Below are 24,594 nucleotides of genomic sequence, written 5' to 3' on the forward strand. Positions count from 1 at the left end.
AAAACCACCCAAAACCAATATTAGAATGCAAAAAATAAGACATTACCAGAATTCAATTGCTCAAATTTCACAAAAAACTTCAGAAGTGATCGCTAAATTTAAAGCCGTAAATCCCTGGAAAAGAAAAATTATCGGCGCAATGCATCAGATTTGCAAAAAATATGCAAAACAAAAAAAAACAATCTATTTAAAAAAGAGGTGATATCTAATCCCGGATCCGAGTACCTGAAAGACAACAAACTGATCAAATGGTAATTAATCTCAAAAAAATAGCCTGTGTCGTAACCGACACAGGCTATTTTTATATAAATTCAGATCTACTAGTGACCTTCGTGACCATCAGCACCATGTGCATGGCCATGACTTAATTCTTCTTGAGTCGCCTCACGTACAGTAAGGATTTTACCTGCAAAAATCAGGTTTTTTCCAGCCATAGGGTGATTTAAATCTACAGAAACGGCAGTTTCATGGATAGCAGTAACACCTGCTCTGAAATGATTGCCTTGGTTATCCTGCAAAGGAATAACATCACCTACAGCAGGTAATCCAGCTTCCTTAAACATGTCAATTGGCAAATCAGCAAAAGCTCCCGGATCTAATTCACCGTAACCGTCAGCTGCAGTAAGCTCAAAGCCATACTCATCACCAACATTCAATCCTGCCAAATGCTCTTCAAATTTTGGCAACATCATTCCTGTACCATATAGAAATACAAGTGCATTTTGCTCATCTGCTTTCTCTACAAAAACTTGTTGTCCTTCTTCATTAGTCGTATGCAATTCGTACGTTAATGATACTACTGTATTGGGTTTAATACTCATTATGATGTTATTTAGTTATCAATTTTAATGCTTCATCAACAGTAGCTACTGGCAACTGGCATACTTTATTTCGGCAAATATAGATTTTTGTTTCAATGCTTCCCTTATCTTTTAACAAAGGAAGTGTTGAATTTGTTCCTGACAGAATAATTTTATTGGGAATATAACGACTATTAATTTCTTTTTTCAGCATTCCTGCACTTTTCCCTGTAATCGCGATCTCGTTTACCCCGAACACTTCATTCAATAACTGAATGGCCCAGTTCGAGTATGCAGAGCCATAGGTTTTAATTTGTGGCTGAACTGAAGCCAGCATTGCAGCCGCCTGATCGACATAGCGCTCCTCATCAAAAAGCAAACCCAAAGCATGTAAATTTTGTGCCATAACGGAATTCGATGCAGGGATTACATTGTCCATAATTTCATGTTTCCTGGCAATTAGTGCTTCTCCACTCAATGGTGTATAAAAAAACATCGGGCTTTCCGTATCTGCAAAATTTGCAATGACCTGATCAGTTAGCTGTTTTGCTTCATATAACCATTTTTCATCAAAATCAGCCTGATATAAAGCGATCAGGGCTTCGATAAAAAAGGCATAGTCATCAAGGAAACCTGAAATCGTTGCTTTTCCACTTTTGAAATTCCGGAACAGCGTTCCTTCTGTAGTTTTTAACTTATCGAGCATAAAATCAGCTGCGCTTTTTGCCATCTGATAGTATCCCTTTTGATCAAAGATCTCTGAACTTTCTGCCAGCGCTTTAATTGCCATCGCATTCCATGCGGTCAGACATTTATCATCCAAGCCTGGCCGTGCCCTTTTACTTCTTTGCTTCAGGAGTTTCAGTTTGAGATCGCTTAGCTTCTGTTTCAGTTCTTCCAGGTCAATCCCATTTTCGGCGGCAAATTCTTCATCCTTCTGTTTCCGCAGCAGGATATTGGTTTGTTCTTCTTCCCAGTTTCCTTCTTCAGAAATGTGATAATAAGCAATCAGCAAAGCACGATCGTCCGGACTCATGGTTTCGAGTTCCGCCTGATCCCAGACATAAAACTTTCCTTCTACACCTTCACTATCTGCATCCAGTGCCGAATAGAATAAACCTTCGGCCGAAGTCATTTCTCTTGCCAGCCAGGCTATTGTTTCTTCAGCTACCTCTTTAAATAAAGGCAGACGGGTATATTGATAAGCTTCTGCATACAGGCTAATGAGCTGAGCGTTATCATACAACATTTTCTCAAAATGAGGTACATGCCAGTTTCCGTCTACTGAATAACGGGCAAAGCCTCCGGCGATCTGATCATAAATCCCCCCAAGGGCCATTTTTTCCAGTGTTAAAAGCGTAGCCGCATGTGTATCCTGGTCTCCGGCAAGGAAGCTGTAACGAAGCATAAATTGCCAGTTATTGGGCATAGGGAATTTAGGCGCCCGGTTATAGCCACCTTCGGACATGTCAAAATATTGCTTCCAGGGTGCTACCACCTCAGTAAGGTGTTCCTGCGTATAACTTTCTCTTTTTATATTTGGGATGATTTTTTCCGCATTCCTGATCCCATCTGTCAGGCGATCGGCATATTGTATTGCTTTATCTGGTTCATGCTGCCAGAGATCAGCTACGTTTTCCAGAATATTTATCCAATCGTCCTTTTTGAAATAAGTTCCTCCATAAATGGGTCTTTGATCTGGCAAGCATAGACAGTTCAATGGCCAGCCTCCACTACCAGTCATCAGTTGAATCGCCAGCATATAAATCTGATCGATATCCGGACGCTCTTCCCGATCCACTTTAATACAGATAAAATGACGGTTCATGACTTTAGCGACCTCCTGATTTTCAAAGCTCTCCCGTTCCATTACATGACACCAATGGCAAGCGGAATAACCAATGCTCACCAGAATTAGTTTATTTTCCTGCTTTGCTTTCTCCAAAGCTTCCCTTCCCCATTCATACCAGTTCACCGGGTTATGGGCATGCTGTAATAAATAAGGAGAAGACGCTTTAATCAGACTGTTAGGTTCCATATTCATGCTATAAAGGTAAAAAGATAAGAATCGCCATTATTTTTTATTCTACAAAATGACAGAAAACACAATTGAGGGTGATATCTTTAAAGATAATTTATTCCCAACACATGATCAGATTAAACAAAGACACCCCTTCAGAGGTATTACAGGAAGTAAAGAAAGGCGATTTAGTGACGGATACCTTCAGTAAGACTGGTCTTGTGGAAGAGATCGAAACTTCTGACGATGGGCTATATAAGGTTTACAGCTTTCACCTGGTTACCGGCAGAACAATCACGGTTAAAAAATAGAAAAATGAGGTACGCAAGGGGTATCCTGTATGTGATTTACTTCCTGATGTATTTACCAGTGGTAATTCCAGGAATGATCATCCTTTTTGTCGGTATGTTGTGGCGAATCTTCCATGACTACCAGGACAACCGTCTTTTCGAAAAAGAATACCAGGAATTCCTGCAATCCGTTGAAGGGAAATCCTTTTTTTGCTATAACAACAACACCAGAAGCCAGCTCTTTATTGAGGCCATTGTTTTACCGGTTTTAATTCCGGAGGTCAACGTTATTTTTCTAAATGGCAGGACTCCGGAGGCCGATTTCAGCCGGAGATTTATTTCTCACATGCTTTATGGCATTAACGATCAAACCGGCTTCCCTTATCTCCTGAAGGTGGTCAATGGAGAAGTCCTGGATCAGTCTGTCAACAATGAACTTTTCAATACATTCAACCAGAACAAAGCGCCTGATCAATTGTTACACAAGATCAGTACGTTCTACCAGTGTCCGGAACATAAAGCAATCAGCTCATGAAAATCACTCATACCGAAATCTACCGCTTTAGCATCCCTATGGAGCCTTTTGTCATTGCAACAGGCACGATGCATTTTGCACAAAATGTACTCATCCGTATTCATACAGACGCCGGTATTCATGGCGTTGGAGAGTGTTCGGCTTTCCCGATGATTGTCGGAGAGACACAGGAAACCTGCCTGGCCATGGCCAAAGATTTCGCACAGATTCTGATTGGTAAAGATCCGCTTGACATTCCCGAAAGAATGAATGACCTTCTCGGTTATGCAGCACACAATGGCACCATAAAGAGCGCTTTTGATATGGCCTTATTTGACATTGCAGCCAAACACGCAGACCTCCCTCTGTATCGCTTTCTGGGAGGTCAGAAAAGAAGCGTAGAAACAGACATGACCATTGGCATTGACAGCCCTGAGAACATGGCCCTGTCGGCCTTGAAATTCCAACAGCAAGGCTGTCGTATCCTGAAGATTAAACTCGGAAAAAAGGTTCATGAGGATATAGAAAGGGTCCGGCAAATCCGGGAGGCCGTAGGCGACGTGATGACCATACGTCTTGATGCCAATCAGGGATGGAATTTTGACGATGCCTTATATGCATTGGGCGCATTGGCTCCTTTTAATATTGAATTCTGTGAGCAACCGATGCGGACCTGGTTCGACGACAGGTTACCGGAGCTCAAAGCAAATTCTCCCATCAAACTTATGGCCGACGAGAGCTGTTACAACCACCATGATGCCCGTAAATTAATCAATAGCCAATCCACCGAATACCTGAACATTAAGTTCTCAAAATCCGGTGGTATCCTGGAAGCACAGAAAATACATGAAGTTGCCCTGCAAACGGGTACAAAATGTATGATTGGCAGCATGCTGGAAAGCAGGATTGCCCTTACTGCAAACCTTCATTTTGCGTTGTCCAGTCCGAACGTCATTTTCTTTGACCTGGACACCTGTTTATTAGGGCATTTAGTTGACCCGGTCATCGGCGGATTAACCTACGACGGCTTCTTTCTCGATGTACCTGAAAATTCCGGGATCGGTGCAGATGCAGATCCATCTTTCCTAAAAACCTGCGAACAATGGATTGTGTAGACAATTAAGACTCCAGCTGATCAGTCATAAAAACCGCCTGTTCTCCTGGTTGTTCTCCATCATACTGAGAAAACTGCAAGCCATCAATTTCAAATCCCTGACGCCAATAAAATAAGATTGCAGGTACATTGGTATTTTGAGTTTCGAGCATAACGAGTCTGAACTTATCTTCTCTGGCCTGCTCAACGGCCTTCCTGATTAGAGCCGCACCAAAGCCCCTGTCTCCTCTAAAGAATGATATTCTTCTATAGTCAGTTTTTCAAGCAATTGATTCGGATCATAATTTCCTCAGTCATACTACCTCCTTTCTACAATATTAACAAAATCGAACCAAACATTTTCCACAGCCCTTGCTATTCCAAAACAAACTGATTAATTTAGTAAACTAAGTTTACTATAGACTCAATATTGAACTAATTATCCCTGAAAACCCCAATGGAAGATCACCAAAAACACGCTGTTATCTTCAAACAGCTATACGTTCTCAAAAAGCTCACAGACGATTGGGGCGATAAAAATATCTGCAATCTTTACCAGCCACACTTCAACATGGCATTTATGCCTTTTTTCATGGCTGTTGGTCTGAACGGGAAGTCAAGCAGTGCCATTGCTGCAAACCTAAAGGTCAGCAGACAGGCAGCGGGAAAGATCATGAAGGAATTAGAACAGACCGGATTGATTAAGGTGGAAAAAAGTGCAACAGATGCCCGTGCAAACCTATTAGAACTTACAGAAGCAGGAAGGGCATTTTATCTCCAGGTGACCGAACAATCAGCCTTACTGGCGAGAAAATATGTAAAACTAATTGGAAAGAAACAACTGGAAATGATGACAGAGACGATGGAGAAAATGATCCATTTCCATGAAAAATTAAACCATTGCCACAATATGGGAGGAACCCATGGCTAATAGCTGAGGATTCTCGGAATCCTTAAGCGTTCAAACGCCGTACTATCTCCATTAAAAGCATTAAAATCAACCACATGATTGATTCCGGTAATGCGGGCTTTATCAGAATGCTGCCAGAAAGACCAATTGGTATCACTGCTGACTTTTAGTTTCGCCTGATGGTAATGTGCAATCCACAAAGGATACTCATCAAAATGACCTTTCAGGTAATCTTTGTAAAAAGTTAATCCGGAATAGATCATTGGTTTCACCTTTGTTCTCTTTTCAACATAGCTGATAAATTCCTGAAGTTCCTTACGCATATTGGCCGGCGCGACCCCATTTAGCTGCTCTATATCTACTACCGGAGGTAAATCCCCCTCTTCGAATTTCACCGTTTGAAGGAAGAATTTGGCCTGCCATTCGCCCGACTTCTGAGGCCTGAAGAAATGATAAGCACCACAAATAATCCCTGCTTTTGCCGCTTCCCTCCAGTTGCGCTGAAAATAGGGGTCAACACTTAATATCCCCTCAGTTGCTTTGATAAAAGCGAATTTCACCTGTACCTCATCCTCTTTCATCGCCCTGACCTTCTTCCAGTCGATCTTTCCCTGATAATAAGAAACGTCAATGCCGTGAATGCTGTATTTCTTGGGAATGCGAATGTCAAAGCTGGAATAAGTCCTGTAGTTAGGATCCTGGCCCCAATCTTTGATCCAGCGCCAGGTTGAGGTAAAGCCTTTAATCACATATCCATAATAAAATGGAGAAAGCAGAACCAATAAAAGTCCGGCAATAGCTATTTTCCATTCCATCGCCAAAGGCTTTTTCTTTTTTGTCACCTTTCTTTTTGCCACAGGCCTTTTCCCCGGAATCGCGGACTTTGCAGTTCTGGTTGTTTTTCTGGGTGCAGGAGGCTTCGGTGGAACTAATGGTGGCATGGCGTAAAAATACAAAAGGGCAACCGATTTGGCTGCCCTTTTTTGAATAACTATATATTCCTTTTAAAATCAAGAACTTATTTACTCAACTCCGCAAAATATTTGTGGAATAATGGCAAAGTCTCAATTCCTTTATAGTAATTAAAGATATCGTATTTCTCGTTTGGCGAATGTAAAGCATCGCTGTCTAAGCCAAATCCGAACAATACAGATTTAATGCCCAACGCACTTTCAAATAACGCAACGATAGGAATACTGCCACCACCTCTTGTTGGAATTGGCTTCTTACCAAATGAGTCCAGGATTGCCTGCTCAGCAGCGCGATAAGCAACGCTGTCTGTTGGCGTAACTACCGGTTCACCACCATGATGCGCGGTAACTTTCACCTTCACATAGTCAGGAGCAATGCTTTCAAAATGTTTTGCAAAAATGGCGGAGATTTCTTCAGAAGTCTGGTTAGGAACCAAACGCATAGAGATCTTTGCATTTGCTTTTGAAGGCAATACGGTCTTGGCACCTTCGCCAATATAACCACTCCAGATTCCGTTCACTTCTAAGGTAGGTCTTGTTCCGGTACGCTCTAAAGTAGAGAAACCTTTCTCTCCCCATTCTGAGTTGATGTCCAGGTCTTCTTTATATTCATTCAGATCGAAAGGAGCTGAATTTAATGCCGCTCTTTCTTCCTCAGACAATTCCAACACTTTATCGTAAAAGGCAGGAATCGTAATGTGGTTGTTTTCATCATGTAATGAAGCAATCATCTTACATAAAATGGTTGCAGGGTTCGCTACAGCACCACCGTAAACTCCGGAGTGCAAATCGCGGTTTGGACCAACAACTTCCACTTCCATATAAGCCAGGCCACGTAAACCAGTTTCAATAGAAGGATTTTCCATACTGATCATTGAAGTATCAGAGATCAGCACTACATCTGCTTTCAAACGCCCGGTATTTGCTTTCACAAATACGCCAAGGTTTGCTGAACCTACCTCTTCCTCTCCCTCAATCATAAACTTAACGTTACAAGCCAGGGTATTGGTTTTCATCATCAGTTCAAAAGCTTTTACATGCATGTAAAACTGACCTTTATCATCACAGGCACCACGTGCATATATCTTACCATCACGTACCGTAGGTTCAAATGGAGGTGTTTTCCAAAGCTCCAAAGGATCTGCAGGTTGTACATCGTAATGTCCGTAGATTAAAACGGTAGGTAATTTTTCATCAATGATCTTTTCACCATATACTATCGGATATCCCGCAGTTTCACAAATCTCTACTTTATCGGCACCTGCGTCCTTCAGTTTCTGGGCAACAAAATCGGCTGTTTTAAGCACATCACCTTTATATTTAGGGTCAGCACTTACCGATGGGAAGCGTAATAACTCAAACAATTCGTCTAAAAAACGTTGTTTGTTTTCTTCTACATATTTTTTGATCTCTTGCATAACAAATGATTTTGGACAAATATACAAGGTAAAAGATAAATGGAGGTAACGATGTCATGAATAAGCCCTAAACCGCGAATCGTCCAATTCTTCCCGCTGACTGTTCAATTCCCGATGGAGGAATAGCCTTTCCTTTGCAGGGTCAACAAACAAAGACATCAAATGAAAAAACTACTAAAACAAAGCAGCGAGATCATCGTTAAAGTAGCAAAAGAATTAAAAGCAACGCAAGTCCCTTCCACACGGGCCGAAAATAAAGAAAGTCTGTTCAATCAGTTTAATATCGCAAACAATTTCTCAGGTCATCAGATAAAAGCAGAACTGCAGAAAATTGCTCCGGAAATCAAATGGTCTTATGCCGAATTTGAGGTGGAAAGACAGACATCAGGAGATATAAAAGGACTGTACTGGGTTTGCGATGCCATTGACGGTGCAATACATTTCCTTCAGGATTTTTATCCCTGGTGTATTACATTAACGCTAATGGATGATCAAAAACCTGTAATGGCCTTAATTTATGATGCTGAAAGGGATGAACTGTTTAGCACAATCAAGGGAAAGGGCGCTTATTTCAATGGTAAGGCCATCCGCGTAAACAGCAAAAGAGCGCTTTCAGATGCCATTGTATCTACGGTCCACCCCAATAACATTCCGGAAGAAACAGCTCTTGTTAACAAAATCCTTCAGAGTGTAAGTCATCTCATGCCAAAGGTTTTTGCCCTGCGCCTGTTGGGTCCTGCCTCCCTGCAACTGGCTTATGTCGCAGCAGGGAGGATAGATGCTTTCTGGGAATATGGAAATGACATTTACGATTGGATTGCCGGAGCTTTACTGGTAGAAGAAGCAGGAGGACATGCATCGATCATTGATTCCGGAATCATCGCTTCCAATAAGCCCCTCTCTATGGAATTAGGTAAACTACTCTAAAAAATAATTCCCTAACTTCGTTTCGAACGCAATGATAGCCATAAAGAAATGCAGGATTTTACAAATGAAACGATAAATATAGATGTACTTCCTAAATACGAAGAAGTAGCATTAAATGCGTTAAGCAGGAAATACTGGAAGGTGGTCTTATTAAATATAGCCATTTTCCTGTTTATCCTTGCTGCAGGAATAGCCATTGTTTTGTTTTTTGTAGAGGGATTCAGAGCTTATTTATACGTACTCGTTGGGATCTTTCTCCTTTTCAGTATCCTTTTAATTACGCTTTATCGGGCCAGTATCAAAAGGATTGGCTATGCGATTAGAGAAAAGGACCTGATTTATAAAAGCGGAATAATCTCGATATCGACTGCTATTATTCCTTTTACAAGGATACAACACATCACCTTAAATGAGGGGATTTTCTCTAGAATGTTTCAGTTGGGCTCCCTCCATGTATTTACTGCCGGAGGTATTTCGGGAAGCATCACTATTCCCGGATTGGACATTCATCTGGCAAAAAATATCAAGGAGGAGCTGAACAGACAACTGGCTAAAGTCGACTAAGATGGGCACCGATTTTTCTGAACCTAAAAGACAATCGGCCGCCGGAGTAGCCGTGATATTTGCCGATCACCTTCAGCGCAGCATTCGGGTCCTGGTATTTCCTATCATCCTGCTTCTTGTTCGCGCCAAAGGCATGAATCATTGGTATCTGATTGCCGGATTTCTCGTCTTTCTTTGCATTCTGATCATCTATTCTTACCTCAGCTACCTCAGGTTCAGTTTTTTTCTCGATGAAGAAAAACAGGAATTTGTAATCCAAAAGGGCGTATTAAGCAAGGAACACATCAGCATCAGGCTGGATAAGATCCAACAGGTAAACATCAATCAGTCGCTCATTCAAAGGATCATAGGGGTTTATAGTCTCGATATTGATACTGCGGGCAGTGATAAAAAAGAAGCAAGCATTAAGGCTATCGATCACCAAACCGCCACGATATTAAGGGAGCGGCTTTTAAACAGGGATATTCCCGATGCGACAGCAGAAAAATCAACAAATGAGCATAGCTCACCCCCGGAACCTCTTCTAAAGTTAAGTACCTCTACCCTCTTTAAAGTAGGCTTAACTTCCAACTACGGCGCAAGCGTGGCCCTTCTCATGGGTTTTATCTTCGCCATTATGGAGACGCTAAAAAACTATACAGAAGCCTTTCAACTGGAAGAAAACCCAATAAAAGCACTTTCTACGGAAGGATTAAACCTGATTTCCATTTGTACACTCCTTTTCTTTGCCTTGCTCATTGTTCTTGGGACAAATATACTACGCAATTTCATTAAATATTTCGACTTTGAAGTAGTCAAAAAGAAAGCGGTACTGGCCATTACATCTGGACTTTTTGAAAAAAAACATACCTTATTGAAACCTGCAAGGGTACAGATCAGCAGCTATAGTCAGAATTATTTTCAGAAAAAATTGGACCTGTTGAACATGAAATTCAAACAGGCTTCCTTTGATTCTGCTGATGAGGACGACAAAGACAATAAAAAGCATGACATTGAGATTCCAGGATGTGATGAAAACGAAAGAGACGAACTCTTAAAGATGATCTTTGAAGGTATCCCCCAAAAAGAAAGCACCTTTATTCCAAACTACCGTTTCCTCTTTTTAACAATAATGCTGAAGGTCGTCATTCCGATAGCTTTCTTTCTCCTTATCGGATGGGTACTACCCCAGCTTCGTTCCTATTTCTGGTGGATCATCCCCTACGCTATCCTGGTGGTCATCATGTTGTATTTTGAATTTGCACATCATCGGCTATACCTGTCTAAAGACTTTATCATTAAGAAAAGCGGAATATGGGATGTAGAACATCAACTAATGGAGCCGCATAAAATCCAGGGGATCACAACCAAACAATACTTCTGGCATAAAAAGGCCAACATTGGGCATTTGGTTCTGCATACCGCCGCGGGAACGATTCATTTTAAATATGGGAACTATGCCGAGATTCGCCGTATGGCGAACTATTGGTTGTATTATATAGAATCAGGGAAAAAAGATTGGATGTAACTCCAATAAAAGCCATAGTTTTCTTATTTTTGTGCGAATGTAGTTTCATGTGCCCCTTGTACATTGATATCAGCTACATGGTTTAAACAATACCTTTAAAAAGCAGAACAGGATAGTATTTTGGATTATTTAGCAGGATTAAACCCCCAACAACGCGCAGCAGTAGAAAATACCCAGGGACCCGTAATGATTGTCGCAGGTGCCGGCTCCGGAAAAACACGTGTAATTACTTACCGGGTAGCTCACCTGATTGAAAAAGGGGTCGATGCCTTTAACATCCTGGTACTTACCTTTACCAATAAAGCTTCAAAAGATATGCGCGAGCGTATCTCGAAAGTGATTGGTGCGGAAGCCAAAAATATATGGATGGGTACCTTTCACTCGGTATTTTCCAAGATATTAAGAGTGGAAGCAGAAAAAATCGGATACCCTTCCAACTTCACCATTTATGACACGGACGATAGTAAAAGTCTGATCAGAGCGATATTAAGGGAATTACAGCTGGACGACAAGTTGTACAATGCGAATTTTGTCTACAACAGAATCTCTTCCGCAAAAAACAACCTGGTTTCCCATACAGAATACATGGAAAATGCGGAAATTCAGGCGGAGGACATCAGCAATAAGCGCCCATTAATCGGTGTGATTTATGAAACCTATACTAAACGCTGTTTTAAAGCCGGAGCGATGGATTTTGACGATTTGTTGTTCAAAACAAATGTCTTGTTAAAGAACCATCCCGATGTATTGAACAAATACCAGCAGAAATTCAAGTACCTGATGGTAGATGAGTATCAGGATACGAACTTTTCTCAGTATACGATTGTAAAGAAACTGGCAGCAGCCTACCAAAACATCTGTGTAGTAGGTGATGACGCACAAAGTATCTATGCCTTCAGGGGAGCAAACATTCAGAATATTCTAAATTTTGAACGCGATTACCCCGATTTAAAAGTCTATAAATTAGAGCAGAATTACCGCTCTACCCAAAATATTGTAGAAGTTGCCAATAGCATTATTGCCAACAACAAGAATCAATTGGAAAAGAATGTTTTTTCCGACAATGAGTCTGGCGACCGCATTAAGGTACAACGTGCTTTTACGGATAATGAAGAAGGTAAAATTGTAGCCGAAGCCATCGTTCAGGAACGCAGTTCCAAAGGATATAACTACAATGATTTTGCGATCTTATACCGTACCAATGCGCAATCAAGAGCAATGGAGGAGGCTTTAAGAAAGCTAAATGTACCTTATAAAATCTATGGCGGACTCTCCTTCTACCAACGCAAGGAAATCAAGGATTTAATCGCCTATTTTCGTTTAACCTTCAATCCTGCGGATGAAGAAGCGATAAAAAGGGTGATCAATTATCCTAAAAGAGGACTTGGAGATACCACAGTAGAAAAAATTCTGGTAGCAGCAGATCAACACGACATCACGATGTGGAAGGTGATCTGTGATCCTCAGCAATATATCGCCGGAAGGATTGCCAATCAGCTGAATGACTTTGCAGTAATGATTCAGAGTTTTGCTGCCGAAGCAAAGAAACTGGATGCCTACGAGACTGCTTTATATATTGCTCAGCATTCCGGAATATTGAAAGAGCTACATTCTGATACCACGGACGAAGGTCGTGGCAGACATGAAAATATCCAGGAATTATTAAACGGTATCAAGGAATTCGGTGAACGTGAAGACATTGAAGACCGTAGTCTGGCTGTATTTATGCAGGATATTGCTTTATTGACGAATGATGACAAGGGAGATGATAAAAATAAAGATACGGTCTCTTTAATGACAATTCACTCTTCTAAAGGTCTGGAATTTAAAAATGTATTTGTTGTAGGTTTAGAGGAAAACCTCTTCCCTTCTCAAATGTCTTTAAACTCCAGAACGGACCTGGAAGAGGAACGCAGGCTATTTTATGTGGCGGTAACACGTGCAGAAAAGAAACTGACCCTGACTTATGCAACGTCCAGATACAGATGGGGAACGCTAACCAACTGTGAGCCGAGTCGTTTTATCGATGAAATCAATGCGCGTTACCTGGAAATTGAAGTGGCAAAGCCAGCTAAAAGCACTTTAAATGACGACAGCTTCTCTTCAGAAAGAAAAAGCTGGACACAACAAAGGGATACTTTCAGCAAGCCAAAACCAGCATCATCAGCGAATACAAGTGGTACATCTACTGCGCCAAGACCGAAAACAACGTCAATGTTGCCAAAAGCACACGTTCCTACTCCTGGTTTTGCCCCCGATGCGGCAAACCTCTTCCAAAATGGAATGGAAGTAGAACATGAAAAGTTTGGCTTTGGTAAGATTGTGAGTCTGGAGGGTACACTTCCTGATGTAAAAGCGACGGTATTTTTTCAAGGTCTGGGTAATAAGCAGTTATTATTAAAATTTGCTAAATTGCGAATTGTTAAATAAAATATATCTTTACAGAATCTGCATGAGTTTGAACATACCTAATCTAACTTTATTTCGTTATCTCCTGATACGACAAAGCTCTGGCAGAAAATAGCTTACTCAATAAGATTCAATATGCCCAAAAGGGCCGGCCGGATTAAAGAACCGGTCGAATATTAAAATAAAAAGTATAATTATACAGATGAATTTCGATTATAATACCACAAGAAACGAGTTAATCCTCGCCGAATACGGCCGTAATGTACAGAACATGGTGAAGTACATTATTGAATTACCCGACCTTGAAGAACGTAATAAATATGCTCAGGCAGTCATAGACCTTATGGGATTTTTAAATCCTCATTTGCGTGATGTAGCTGATTTTAAGCATAAGTTATGGGATCATTTACACATCATCTCCGGTTATAAGATCGATGTAGACAGCCCATATCCAAAGCCCAGTCCCGAGGATGCTTTGGTAAAACCACAACACATCGGTTACCCTCAGCAAAAGATCACCTACAAACACTATGGTAAAACCGTAGAAACAATGATCGAGAAAGCCAAAGCAGTGGAAGAACCGGAACGCAGAGCTGCAATGGTGCAGGGAATCGCCAATTTCATGAAAATGGCTTACGTGACCTGGAACAAAGACAGTGTAGCTGATGAGACCATTCTAAAGAACTTGCGCGAACTATCTGGCGGACAACTGCAATTAGACGATAACATCAATCTAAATAAAGTTGAATTCAAACCTGTAGTGGCCAGACCAGCCAACAACAACAATAACCGCGGAAGGAATAACAACAACGGTAAAGGCAGACAAAACAACAATAACAACAGCAATAACCGCACTCAACGCAACAACAATCCAAAACAAAGACACTAGATTTTACCAATTTTTATACTATACAAGCTTAATACAACATGAACGCATTCGAAATAATTGGTGGAAAAAAGTTAAAGGGTGAAATCCAGCCTCAGGGCGCAAAGAATGAAGCCCTGCAAATTATCTCAGCCGTTTTATTAACCGACCAGAAAGTCACCATCAGCAATATCCCTGATATTAAAGATGTCAATAAACTCATCGAACTTTTAGGAGATTTAGGAGTAACAGTAGAACGCTTATCTAAAGACACCTATACTTTTGAAGCAAAAAATATCAACCTGGAATTCTTCCAATCGGATGTATTTAAAGCCAAAGGAGGCAGCTTAAGAGGATCTATCATGATCGTTGGACCGCTTTTAGCCCGTTTTGGAAAGGCAGCTATCCCTAAACCGGGAGGTGATAAAATCGGCCGCAGAAGACTGGACACCCATTTCCTGGGATTTGAAAAATTAGGCGCTAAATTCGTCTATGATGCTAAAAAAGAGTTCTTTAACGTAGATGCTACAAATTTACAGGGTGCTTATATATTAATGGACGAGGCTTCCGTAACCGGTACTGCCAACATCGTGATGACTGCCGTAATGGCCAAAGGAATTACGACCATTTATAATGCTGCCTGTGAGCCTTACCTACAGCAGTTGTGCAAAATGCTGAACCGCATGGGTGCTAAGATCAGCGGAGTAGGCTCGAACCTGCTGACCATTGAAGGCGTTACAAAATTAGGCGGAACAGAACACCGCATGTTGCCTGATATGATTGAAATCGGATCCTTTATTGGCCTTGCGGCCATGACAGAATCAGAAATTACCATTAAAAACGTATGCTATTCTGAGCTCGGGATCATTCCTGAAGTATTCAGAAAGCTGGGTATAAAATTTGAATTAAGAGGTGATGATATCTTCATTCCTTCTCAGAAACATTATGTAATTGAGTCATTTATCGATGGTTCAATGCTTACTATTGCAGATTCACCATGGCCAGGTTTCACTCCAGACTTATTGAGTATTGTACTGGTAGTTGCGACACAGGCTAAAGGTTCTGTATTGATTCACCAAAAAATGTTTGAAAGCCGTCTGTTCTTTGTCGACAAGCTGATCGATATGGGCGCGCAGATCATACTTTGTGATCCACACAGAGCGACTGTAAACGGAATCAACAAACAATATAAATTAAGAGGAATCAGCATGACTTCCCCGGATATCCGTGCAGGTGTTTCCCTTCTGATCGCAGCATTATCTGCAGAAGGAACCTCAACAATCTTCAATATTGAGCAGATTGAACGTGGTTACCAGGATATCGATACACGTTTGCGTGCTTTAGGTGCCCAAATTAAACGTGTCGACGCTTCAAGCCCAAGTCATTAAGCACATTTAATCCTACGAAAACACAGGATATAAAAAAAGTCCAGGAAAATATTCCTGGACTTTTTTTATTATTGATCAAATCCCCCTATCCGGAGATTGCATTGATGATGTCATATTGCGTAATAATTTCAATTTTGCCTTGCTCATCTTCCACCAATACCGCACTATTTTCTTTGTTAATCAGTGCAGAGATCTTATCAATTGAAGTGTTCATATCTACAAAAGGAAAAGTGCTGGACATGATCTCCTGAACTGGAGCAGATTTTAAAGACGGATTCTCCAGAAGTGCTTTAAGAATGTCACTTTCTGCAACTTTTCCTACCACCATCCCCTTCTGAGTTACCGGAATCTGAGATATATTTAAGGTATTCATGTTATTGATCGCCTCAAGAATTGTCTTCTCACAGTCGATCGTAACAATGTCAGTTGCTTCTCTCTTTGCAAGAATAGCCCTTGCTGTCAGCTTTTCGTCTTTCAGGAAGCCGCGTTCTCTCAACCAGTCTTCGTTATACATTTTGCCCATGTAGCGGCTACCATGGTCATGAAAGATCACCACCACTACATCCTCAGGCTTTAATTTATCCTTTAACTGAAGAAGTCCTGCGATGGCTGACCCTGCGGAGTTTCCAACAAAGATCCCTTCTTTACGTGCGATATCCCGGGTCATCAGTGCCGCATCTTTATCTGTTACTTTTTCGAACAGGTCAATGATGTCAAAATTCACATTCTTCGGCAGAAAATCTTCTCCAATACCTTCTGTAATATATGGATAGATTTCATTCTTATCCAGAATTCCGGTCTCCTTATATTTTTTAAATACAGAACCATAAGTATCAATTCCCCAAACCTGAATGTTCGGATTTTTCTCTTTTAAATATTTTCCAGTACCTGAGATGGTCCCGCCAGTTCCAACACCAACCACCAAATGCGTGATCTTTCCTTCCGTTTGTTCCCAGATTTCAGGACCTGTCTGCTCATAATGGGCCTGTGAGTTAGAAAGGTTATCATATTGATTTGGCTTCCATGAGTTTGGAACTTCGCGTTCCAAACGCGAAGAAACCGAATAATATGACCTTGGATCTTCAGGCTCTACGTTAGTAGGACATACGATAACTTCCGCACCAAAAGCACGTAAAGCATCTACCTTTTCTTTAGATTGTTTATCCGTAGTAGTGAAAATACATTTGTATCCCTTAATGATCGCAGCCATAGCAAGACCCATCCCGGTATTTCCGGATGTTCCTTCAATGATTGTTCCACCAGGTTTAAGCTTGCCGCTTTTCTCTGCATCTTCAATCATTTTGACTGCCATACGATCTTTAATCGAGTTACCAGGATTGGTGGTCTCAATTTTAGCCAGCACTGTAGCCGGGATTTCTTTCGTAATGTTATTCAATTTTACCAGTGGCGTATTGCCAATGGTTTCCAAAATATTATTGTACCACATGATACAAAAATACAAATTGAGGCTTAGAATTCTATTTACAAATGATAATTCAATATTTAATTTTAAAAAATAAAAATAAACAAAATAACATTTTACTCTACTAGTCCAATAGACTTATCTGCAATCTATTTTATAGGTAAAGAGGAAATATCCTGATTCAGCTGGTACAACTTCCCAGGCAGAGAAGTCAAGATCCCCTGCATTTCCAGGTTCAATAAATGCAAAGCAAGCTTACTTTTTGGAATTTCCAGACGCAGCTCCAACTCGTCTATAGCAATTGCTGAAATCGTCAGGGCCTGAAGAATCTGTTGCTCCTCCGGACTCAATTCAACAGGAAAATTTGTTCTTACCGTCATCTTCTCAGTTCTACGAAGCTCCCAGCCAAGGTAATAAGCAAGATCCCTGGCGTGACTGATCAGCCCAGCCCTATTGGTCTTAATCAGGAAGTTACAACCTTCAGAACTCAGGTCGTTCACCCTTCCCGGAAAAGCAAAAACGTCCCGGTGATAAGAATTCGCTATATCTGCCGTAATGAGCGCCCCACCTTTTGATGCCGCTTCTACTACAATGGTCACATCTGAGATCCCTGCGATGATCCGGTTTCTTTTTGGAAAATTCTCCTTATCCGGATTGGTAAGCGATGGGAATTCGGTAAGCAAACCGCCATTAAGAACCATCTTCTTCGCAATATGACTATGGGCCTGGGGATACATACGATCTAATCCGTGAGCTAAAACCCCTACTGTTGGAATCCCATTTTGGAGACTCTCCTGATGAGCAGTTACATCGATCCCATAAGCAAGCCCGCTTACGATCAGCACCTCATAACCTGCAAGTGTCTCCGCAAGTTGCTTACAGAGCAGCTTACCATAGGCTGTGGCCTGACGGGTACCGACCACACTAATGATCCGGGAATGATTTAAATCCGCATTCCCTCTGTAGTACAATAAGACAGGCGCATCCGCACAATTTTTTAGTCGGACAGGATAATTATCATCTGTCAGAAATAACACCTGAACCTGATATTTCTTAATAAATTCCAATTGTATTTTAGCCTTGGCCATGGCCTCTTTCCCAAGAATTAATGTTGCGGTTTGTAACCCAATCCCTGGTACCTCCATCAATTCTTTCGCATTTGCACCAAAGATCGCTTCAGGGCTAAGGAAATGTGCCAATAGATTTTTAGCAGTAATGTGCCCTACATTTTTGATCATGGTAAGGGCGATTTTATGTATTAAGCTCATTGGCTAACTTATAACTTATCGCTTGAATAATCACTATAGAAGAGAAATATCTTGCTGAAAAAAGAAGCATTACCACTCAAAGGCGGAAATCTTTTGGGCTGAAGAAGCCCAAAATTTTCTATGCCTTTTCCCGGAACGCATCTTTTTCAGGAGAAATATTGCTCCAGATAAAGTATTAAGGGCGCTCTGCCTCAACAGCGATCGTTGTAACCAAAACAGGAGCACTAGGATACTCAACTTCAACCCCCCTTAGTTTGAATTAATCAGGAGTACGAAAAATTCACATATCTGACTTGCCCCCCATTTTCAGTCAATTGGAAGTAGAAAAAATAGCATATCTAACTTCAATAACCGATATTTCCAGTTCACAGAGAAGAGGAGATTAAGGCATTACAAAATGACATAGGCTTTTAATCCGGCCTGGAATGATTTGGGACAGCATTCCCTGTGATGATTGCATGCAGGATTTCATAAAAAAAGCAGATGTACTTTGAAGACATTCGAATATTTGCCCTTCAGCAAAGATTCGGGGATGAAAAGTATATCTGCTTTTTATAGTATTTCTTCAAAGAGAAGAACCTTGTTATTGAGGAATATAAACCACAAATTTAGTTTCGAAAAAATCTTCTTTAAAATAGTCTGCCAGTGGATACAACTCTGCTTTCAACCTGGATTCTTCGATTTCTTCAGCAAGATCACCACCTTTTAGGTAAAGGATACCATTGGGGATTGCATTTTTAGAATCTTTATTAAACTTCCCTCTTACCCATGGATAAAAGTCAATAAGCCTTGTAACAGCTCTGGATACGACAAAATCATACTTATCAGTTACCTGTTCGGCCCTTAAATGGCTGGCCTTCACATTTTTCAATCCCAGTCCAGCCGCAACTTCAGTAACCACTTTAATCTTTTTTCCGATAGAATCCACCAAATGGAACTGAGTTTCAGGGAATAGAATGGCCAAAGGAATTCCTGGAAAACCTCCTCCGGTTCCCACATCCAGTACTTTTTCTCCCGGTTTGAAAGTGCAAAATTTTGCAATACCAAGAGAATGAAGGATATGGCGAACATAGAGTTCATCAATATCTTTTCTGGAGATTACATTGATCTGGGCATTCCAGAAACTATATAAATCGTACAACTGATCAAACTGAGCAATTTGTTCATCAGTCAGATCCTTAAAATATTCTTGTATTAGCGTTGATCTTATTTCCACTTTACTTTTTTAACAAATATAGACAGAATGCCATTAAACACGAGAAAAATGAACAAGAGAATGTCCAGGATGGGAAAACACCATCGTAAATCACTATAATTTAACCGTTTTAAAATGCGGGGATAGATGAAACATCTGATCACAATACTCACCAACAAAACACCTAAAGCAGGGTATAATGTCGCTTTGAAGCATAATAATGCGGCAAAGAAAGCATAGAAAAGAAACTGAAAGATGATCTGGCAGGAAAGGATAAACTTATGTTTCCCTTTATATAACTTACCCGCCCCGAAATGTCTTTTCTTTTGTCTCAGGTAAGCGCCAAAGCTGGTATTCGGTTCAGACCATACCTGACTCTCTTTGTTGATCCGGATCTCTGTATTGCGGGAATGTGCATTCGCATTTACAAACAGATCATCATCACCAGAAGGAATATGCATGTGCGCAGCAAAACCTTTGTTCTTGAAGAAAAGCGTCTTTCTATAAGCCATATTTCTTCCTACGCCCATATATGGCATACCTTTAATCGCGTAAGAAAGATAGTTTACAGCGGTAAAAAACGTTTCAAAACGAATTAAAGCATTTAGAATACCTCTCTTTTTAAGGTATGGGGAATAACCCAAAACAATCTCCACCTTTGGATCTTCAGACTGTTGCATCCCCAACAACCAGTTTGCTGAAGCGGGAACACAATCGGCATCTGTAAATACCAGCCAGTCGTTGGAAGCGGCTTTAATTCCCATGGTAACGGCAAATTTTTTGCCTGCAATAAACTTTTCCCCTTCTGAGATCGTTACGATCTTCAACCGCTTATATTGTTTGGCAAACTCTTCTAAAAGCTGTCTGGTTCCATCCCAGGATCGGTCATTTACAACAACCACCTCAAAATCAGGATGATTTTGTTCCAGAACTGAAGGCAGGTAATTTCTTAGATTGTCCACTTCATTGCGTGCACAAATGACAACGCTTAAGGGTTTTGCAGCAGTTTCCGGTATGGGTTCTACCGGAAAAAAAGCCAGTTTCAGGTGAACAAATAAACTAAAGTATAATTGTATTAAGAAACAGAAGATCAATGAGCCGAGCAGACAACTCTCTATTAAGGTTAATTCCACGATGTATTTTTGTAGCTGCCAAATTTCTGCTTTTTAATCTGTAATGTTCCTTTTTGTTGATAAAAAATTTAGCCCATTTATAGCGCTATTTTTGCTACTTTTGGCAGATTTTAGTGGAGCATACAGATTTATGAAATTTACCTTACAGGCAAACGATACACATTCAAAGGCAAGAGCAGGAACAGTAACAACAGATCACGGAGACATACAAACTCCTATTTTCATGCCTGTGGGCACTGCAGGAACTGTAAAAGCAGTTCATCAACGGGAACTTAAAAACGATATTGACGCCAAGATCATTTTGGGCAATACCTATCATTTATACCTGAGACCAGGCTTAGATATTATAGAAGGAAGCGGTGGATTGCATAAATTTATTGGCTGGGACCGTCCGATTTTAACCGATAGCGGAGGTTATCAGGTTTATTCCTTGAGTAAAGTAAGGAAGATTAAGGAAGAAGGCGTTACTTTTCGCTCGCATATTGATGGTTCGAAACACCTTTTTACACCGGAGTATGCCATGGATATCCAACGTACCATTGGTGCAGATATCATTATGGCTTTTGATGAATGTACACCTTATCCTTGTGATTATAAATACGCGGCAAATTCCATCAACATGACCCACCGCTGGTTAAAGCGTTGCTGCAACAGGTTTGACTCAACAGAACCAAAATACGGATTCAACCAAACCTTATTCCCTATTGTACAGGGATCAGTGTATAAAGACCTGAGGAAGAAATCTGCTGAATTTATTGCAGGAATGAACCGTGAGGGAAATGCAATCGGTGGATTATCCGTAGGGGAACCTGCAGAGGAGATGTACGGAATGACAGAAGTAGTCTGTGACATTCTTCCGTACGACAAACCGAGATACCTGATGGGGGTAGGAACACCAATTAATATACTGGAAAACATTGCTTTAGGCGTCGACATGTTCGACTGCGTAATGCCTACCAGAAATGCAAGAAACGGAATGTTATTTACCAGGAACGGCATCATTAACATCGGAAATAAGAAATGGGCAGATGACTTCTCTCCGATTGATGCGGAAAGTGACCTTCATGCAGATCAGGTATATTCTAAAGCCTATTTAAGACACCTAATGCATTCAAAAGAGATGCTTGGCGCACAAATTGCAACCCTTCACAACCTGCATTTTTACCTGTGGCTCGTTAAAACAGCCAGGGAGAAAATTATCAGTGGCGAGTTTTACGCCTGGAAGAACAAAATGGTGACTATATTAGGTAATAAATTGTAAATGAACTTTATCAAAGGCAGGATTAAGATTATCGACTGGTATATTATCAGCAAGTATCTGGGTACATTTATTTATACTCTGACGCTATTTGTAGTCATCATTGTGATCTTTGACCTTTCAGAGAAACTGGACGATTTTCTTGGCAACAACCTGACCTTCTGGCAAGTGATTTCCTTATATTATGCGGGCTCTATTCCCTTTTATGTGAATATGCTCTCCCCGCTGATCAATTTCATTGCGGTGATATTTTTCACCGCAAAGATGGCCGATCAAACGGAGATTGTACCCATATTAAGTGGAGGAGTCAGCTTTAACCGATTCTTATTGCCCTATTTTATATCCGCATTTATCATTTTTTCCATTAACCTCGCTTCTAATCTATACATCCTTCCCTATACCAATCAGATAAAGAATAACTTCGAAAACACCTTTATAAAGAAGAATGATCCGACCAGTAAGACTGATATTCACATGAAACTGGATGATCATACTTATATCTACATGAGGAGCTTTGACAACAGGAGTAAAGTAGGAAGCCAGTTCTCATTAGACAACTTTAAAGGCGATATACTGACCAGGAAGATTGTGGCTGATGAGATCAAATGGGACTCATTAAAGCGGTCATGGAGGCTAACCAACTATTCCGTAAGGAACATAGACGGCCTGAAAGAAAGCATGGTCAATGGCGCAACAAAAACCAAAGACACCATTCTGGATATGCGTCCTGACGACTTCTCGGCCTATGATAATATCTTCGAAAACCTGTCCAACAAAGACCTTTCGGATAAGATTAAAAAAGAAAGAATCAGAGGTTCTGGTATCATGAACGACCTGCTTTTTGAGCGTTATAAACGTTATTTGCAACCTTTATCGGCCTTCGTACTCACCCTGATCGGCGTCGCCTTATCCTCCAGGAAGGTCCGTGGAGGCGTGGGACTTCCACTTGGAATAGGCATTATTTTAAGCTTCTGTTATATAGTATTGAATCAATTCGCGAAAATGTTCTCTCTTAAAGGGGGTATTTCACCGCTATTTGCTGTACTCGTACCTACCATATTTTTCGGATTACTGGGATACTATTTACTCCGAAAAGCACCAAAATAAAATGAGCAATCCAGTCGATAGTCATCCAAATAGAAACCTGTTAATCTTACATTTTACTGTTTTTATCTGGGGATTTACCGGTATTCTTGGCGCAGTTATTTCCATCAATGCTGTACAATTAGTATGGTACAGAGTACTCATTGCCAGCCTTAGCTTACTGGCTTACTTCCTGATTACCAAGACCAGTTTAAGGATTTCAAAAAAGCAATTTTTACAATTTTTCTTTACAGGAAGTATTGTCGCCGCCCACTGGATTCTATTTTTTCATGCCATTAAAGTCTCTACGGTCTCCGTTACACTCGTCGCCCTCTCCTCTTACACCCTGTTTACGGCAATATTAGAGCCGCTGATCAAGAAAAAATCTATTTTAATACCAGATGTCGTCATCGGATTAATTATGATCCTGGGCATCTATATGGTCTTTAAATTCGAATCGGGTTATACATTAGGTATCATTTTAGGCCTTTTATCGGCCTTAGCTTCGAGCTTGTTCAGTACAATCAACTCGACATTAGTGCAAAAAAGTGATCCGAAAATCATTGGTTTTTATGAAATGACCGGAGCTTTTTTCTGGATCACACTCTACCGTTTGTTTGACAAATCTCTACTTTCAGAGTCCTTTAATTTAAGCGTTAAGGACTGGTCCTACCTGCTTTTACTAGGCACCATATGCACCGCTTTAGCTTATGTTGCAGGGGTCTCTGTGATGCGTACTTTATCCGCTTTTCGGGTAGCATTAATTACCAATCTTGAACCTGTTTACGGAATCCTTTTAGCCTTCATATTCTTTGGCAGCAAGGAGACCATGTCCATTGGTTTTTACCTCGGCGCTATCTTAATTATCGGGGCCGTATTTCTATACCCGATCTACAAAAAACGCAGGAATTTAACTTAAATATTTCCCCGGACCAAGAACCAAAACCATCTCTTAATTCTGATCAGTCACCTCATAAAAGCAGCCCGAATTCTTCTGAACAACACCAAAGTAGGACCTCATTTTTTCACCCAATCCAAAGACAACACGCGAGGTCAGCATAAGAAAACACAGTTAAATAACACGGCAACAACAAGACGCAAATAACGGCCAATCGATATCCACAATCCATTAGATACACCTCCACATAAGTCCCTCTCAAAGACTCAGATTCCTATAGAAATCAGTTGGCAATTTGGTCAGAATAATGGATGTTATTTTTCATAGACCGCTCAATCCCCCGGGGTAGGGGAGAGAAAAACAGCCTCAAAATCCAGCAATATTCCCGGCTGTTTAAAACATAAATCATAGATGATGACCTATAAAAATCAAATATTTCGTCCAATTTTCATATTGTAACTAACCATCAAATGGTGTACCTTAAGCCCTGATTCTTACCCGGTATATTTCAAAGTGAAAATCAACAAAAAAATACTGATTTTTCAATAGAAAAAGACCCTAAATCCAAGCATCACATTTCAATAAAAAATCACAAAACACTAAATACCAACCCAATAAACATCATCAATTAAAATTAAAGATCAAATAAAAAAAACCTCA

The 24,594-nt window shown here is 40.6% G+C and carries 23 protein-coding genes; 14 read left to right on the forward strand and 9 right to left on the reverse strand.

The features are described from left to right. Nucleotides 1-25 precede the first annotated feature (25 nt). Nucleotides 26-202: a hypothetical protein gene (locus AAFF35_RS22160; RefSeq protein WP_342328726.1), complete on the forward strand. Its 177-nt coding sequence runs from the start codon at nt 26-28 to the stop codon at nt 200-202. A gap of 118 nt (nt 203-320) precedes the next feature. Here AAFF35_RS22160 and AAFF35_RS22165 read toward each other — a convergent pair whose 3' ends face one another. After that, entirely contained in the window at nt 321-821 is a 501-nt protein-coding gene (locus AAFF35_RS22165; protein WP_069377787.1) for a peptidylprolyl isomerase, read from the reverse strand. 7 nt (nt 822-828) lie between these two features. Beyond that, nucleotides 829-2,844, reverse strand: coding sequence for a thioredoxin domain-containing protein (locus AAFF35_RS22170; protein ID WP_342328727.1), 2,016 nt, complete (start codon nt 2,842-2,844; stop codon nt 829-831). Nucleotides 2,845-2,948: 104 nt separating this feature from the next. Here AAFF35_RS22170 and AAFF35_RS22175 point away from each other — a divergent pair, with 104 nt between their 5' ends. The 3 genes from AAFF35_RS22175 to AAFF35_RS22185 are packed head-to-tail and all read left to right on the forward strand — an operon-like array spanning nt 2,949 to nt 4,739. Continuing rightward, the gene (locus AAFF35_RS22175; RefSeq protein ID WP_342328728.1) at nt 2,949-3,131 is read left to right on the forward strand and encodes a hypothetical protein; all 183 of its coding nucleotides are present in this window, start codon (nt 2,949-2,951) and stop codon (nt 3,129-3,131) included. A 4-nt stretch (nt 3,132-3,135) separates the two neighbouring features. After that, nucleotides 3,136-3,645, forward strand: coding sequence for a hypothetical protein (locus AAFF35_RS22180; RefSeq protein WP_342328729.1), 510 nt, complete (start codon nt 3,136-3,138; stop codon nt 3,643-3,645). Next, complete coding sequence (locus AAFF35_RS22185; RefSeq protein WP_342328730.1) at nt 3,642-4,739, forward strand: dipeptide epimerase; 1,098 nt, start codon at nt 3,642-3,644, stop codon at nt 4,737-4,739. The genes AAFF35_RS22180 and AAFF35_RS22185 overlap by 4 nt, the downstream gene beginning before the upstream one ends. Before the next feature lie 4 nt (nt 4,740-4,743). Here AAFF35_RS22185 and AAFF35_RS22190 read toward each other — a convergent pair whose 3' ends face one another. Next, nucleotides 4,744-4,980, reverse strand: coding sequence for a GNAT family N-acetyltransferase (locus AAFF35_RS22190; RefSeq protein ID WP_342333370.1), 237 nt, complete (start codon nt 4,978-4,980; stop codon nt 4,744-4,746). A gap of 194 nt (nt 4,981-5,174) precedes the next feature. Here AAFF35_RS22190 and AAFF35_RS22195 point away from each other — a divergent pair, with 194 nt between their 5' ends. After that, nucleotides 5,175-5,648, forward strand: coding sequence for a MarR family transcriptional regulator (locus AAFF35_RS22195; RefSeq protein ID WP_342328731.1), 474 nt, complete (start codon nt 5,175-5,177; stop codon nt 5,646-5,648). Here the strand turns inward: AAFF35_RS22195 and AAFF35_RS22200 are convergent. Continuing rightward, the gene (locus AAFF35_RS22200; protein ID WP_342328733.1) at nt 5,645-6,568 is read right to left on the reverse strand and encodes a glycoside hydrolase family 25 protein; all 924 of its coding nucleotides are present in this window, start codon (nt 6,566-6,568) and stop codon (nt 5,645-5,647) included. The genes AAFF35_RS22195 and AAFF35_RS22200 overlap by 4 nt on opposite strands. Before the next feature lie 77 nt (nt 6,569-6,645). Beyond that, a complete protein-coding gene (locus AAFF35_RS22205; RefSeq protein ID WP_342328734.1) occupies nt 6,646-8,016 on the reverse strand; it encodes a dipeptidase in 1,371 nt (456 codons plus the stop codon). 162 nt (nt 8,017-8,178) lie between these two features. Between AAFF35_RS22205 and AAFF35_RS22210 the strand changes: the two genes are divergently transcribed. The 6 genes from AAFF35_RS22210 to murA all read left to right on the forward strand — a co-directional run bounded on the left by AAFF35_RS22210 (nt 8,179) and on the right by murA (nt 15,676). Continuing rightward, the gene (locus tag AAFF35_RS22210) at nt 8,179-8,943 is read left to right on the forward strand and encodes an inositol monophosphatase family protein (RefSeq protein ID WP_342328735.1); all 765 of its coding nucleotides are present in this window, start codon (nt 8,179-8,181) and stop codon (nt 8,941-8,943) included. Between the two features lie 48 nt (nt 8,944-8,991). Next, nucleotides 8,992-9,507 (forward strand): PH domain-containing protein, encoded by a 516-nt coding sequence (locus AAFF35_RS22215; RefSeq protein WP_342328737.1) that lies wholly within the window; start codon nt 8,992-8,994, stop codon nt 9,505-9,507. Between the two features lies 1 nt (nt 9,508). Continuing rightward, nucleotides 9,509-11,014: a PH domain-containing protein gene (locus AAFF35_RS22220; protein WP_342328738.1), complete on the forward strand. Its 1,506-nt coding sequence runs from the start codon at nt 9,509-9,511 to the stop codon at nt 11,012-11,014. A 120-nt stretch (nt 11,015-11,134) separates the two neighbouring features. Continuing rightward, nucleotides 11,135-13,444: a UvrD-helicase domain-containing protein gene (locus AAFF35_RS22225; RefSeq protein WP_342328739.1), complete on the forward strand. Its 2,310-nt coding sequence runs from the start codon at nt 11,135-11,137 to the stop codon at nt 13,442-13,444. Nucleotides 13,445-13,625: 181 nt separating this feature from the next. Beyond that, nucleotides 13,626-14,312 carry a DUF4290 domain-containing protein gene (locus AAFF35_RS22230; RefSeq protein WP_342328740.1) on the forward strand — a complete coding sequence of 229 codons (687 nt, stop codon included), beginning with the start codon at nt 13,626-13,628 and terminating at the stop codon, nt 14,310-14,312. Between the two features lie 38 nt (nt 14,313-14,350). After that, nucleotides 14,351-15,676: a UDP-N-acetylglucosamine 1-carboxyvinyltransferase gene (gene murA, locus AAFF35_RS22235; RefSeq protein ID WP_342328741.1), complete on the forward strand. Its 1,326-nt coding sequence runs from the start codon at nt 14,351-14,353 to the stop codon at nt 15,674-15,676. Between the two features lie 85 nt (nt 15,677-15,761). Here murA and AAFF35_RS22240 read toward each other — a convergent pair whose 3' ends face one another. From AAFF35_RS22240 to AAFF35_RS22255, 4 genes are all read right to left on the reverse strand, one after another. Continuing rightward, a complete protein-coding gene (locus tag AAFF35_RS22240; RefSeq protein WP_124584143.1) occupies nt 15,762-17,123 on the reverse strand; it encodes a pyridoxal-phosphate dependent enzyme in 1,362 nt (453 codons plus the stop codon). Nucleotides 17,124-17,248: 125 nt separating this feature from the next. Beyond that, nucleotides 17,249-18,367 carry a DNA-processing protein DprA gene (gene dprA / locus AAFF35_RS22245; RefSeq protein ID WP_342328742.1) on the reverse strand — a complete coding sequence of 373 codons (1,119 nt, stop codon included), beginning with the start codon at nt 18,365-18,367 and terminating at the stop codon, nt 17,249-17,251. 583 nt (nt 18,368-18,950) lie between these two features. Next, nucleotides 18,951-19,583, reverse strand: coding sequence for a 16S rRNA (guanine(527)-N(7))-methyltransferase RsmG (gene rsmG / locus AAFF35_RS22250; protein ID WP_124584147.1), 633 nt, complete (start codon nt 19,581-19,583; stop codon nt 18,951-18,953). Continuing rightward, on the reverse strand, nt 19,574-20,695 hold the full coding sequence (locus tag AAFF35_RS22255; protein WP_342328743.1) for a glycosyltransferase: 1,122 nt from the start codon (nt 20,693-20,695) through the stop codon (nt 19,574-19,576). The genes rsmG and AAFF35_RS22255 overlap by 10 nt, the downstream gene beginning before the upstream one ends. A gap of 130 nt (nt 20,696-20,825) precedes the next feature. Between AAFF35_RS22255 and tgt the strand changes: the two genes are divergently transcribed. The 3 genes from tgt to AAFF35_RS22270 are packed head-to-tail and all read left to right on the forward strand — an operon-like array spanning nt 20,826 to nt 23,955. Beyond that, nucleotides 20,826-21,956, forward strand: coding sequence for a tRNA guanosine(34) transglycosylase Tgt (gene tgt, locus AAFF35_RS22260; protein ID WP_342328744.1), 1,131 nt, complete (start codon nt 20,826-20,828; stop codon nt 21,954-21,956). Then, on the forward strand, nt 21,957-23,060 hold the full coding sequence (locus AAFF35_RS22265) for an LptF/LptG family permease (RefSeq protein ID WP_342328745.1): 1,104 nt from the start codon (nt 21,957-21,959) through the stop codon (nt 23,058-23,060). Nucleotide 23,061: 1 nt separating this feature from the next. After that, complete coding sequence (locus tag AAFF35_RS22270) at nt 23,062-23,955, forward strand: DMT family transporter (protein WP_342328747.1); 894 nt, start codon at nt 23,062-23,064, stop codon at nt 23,953-23,955. Nucleotides 23,956-24,594 lie beyond the last annotated feature (639 nt).

Source organism: Pedobacter sp. FW305-3-2-15-E-R2A2, assembly GCF_038446955.1.
Taxonomy (GTDB): Bacteria; Bacteroidota; Bacteroidia; order Sphingobacteriales; family Sphingobacteriaceae; genus Pedobacter.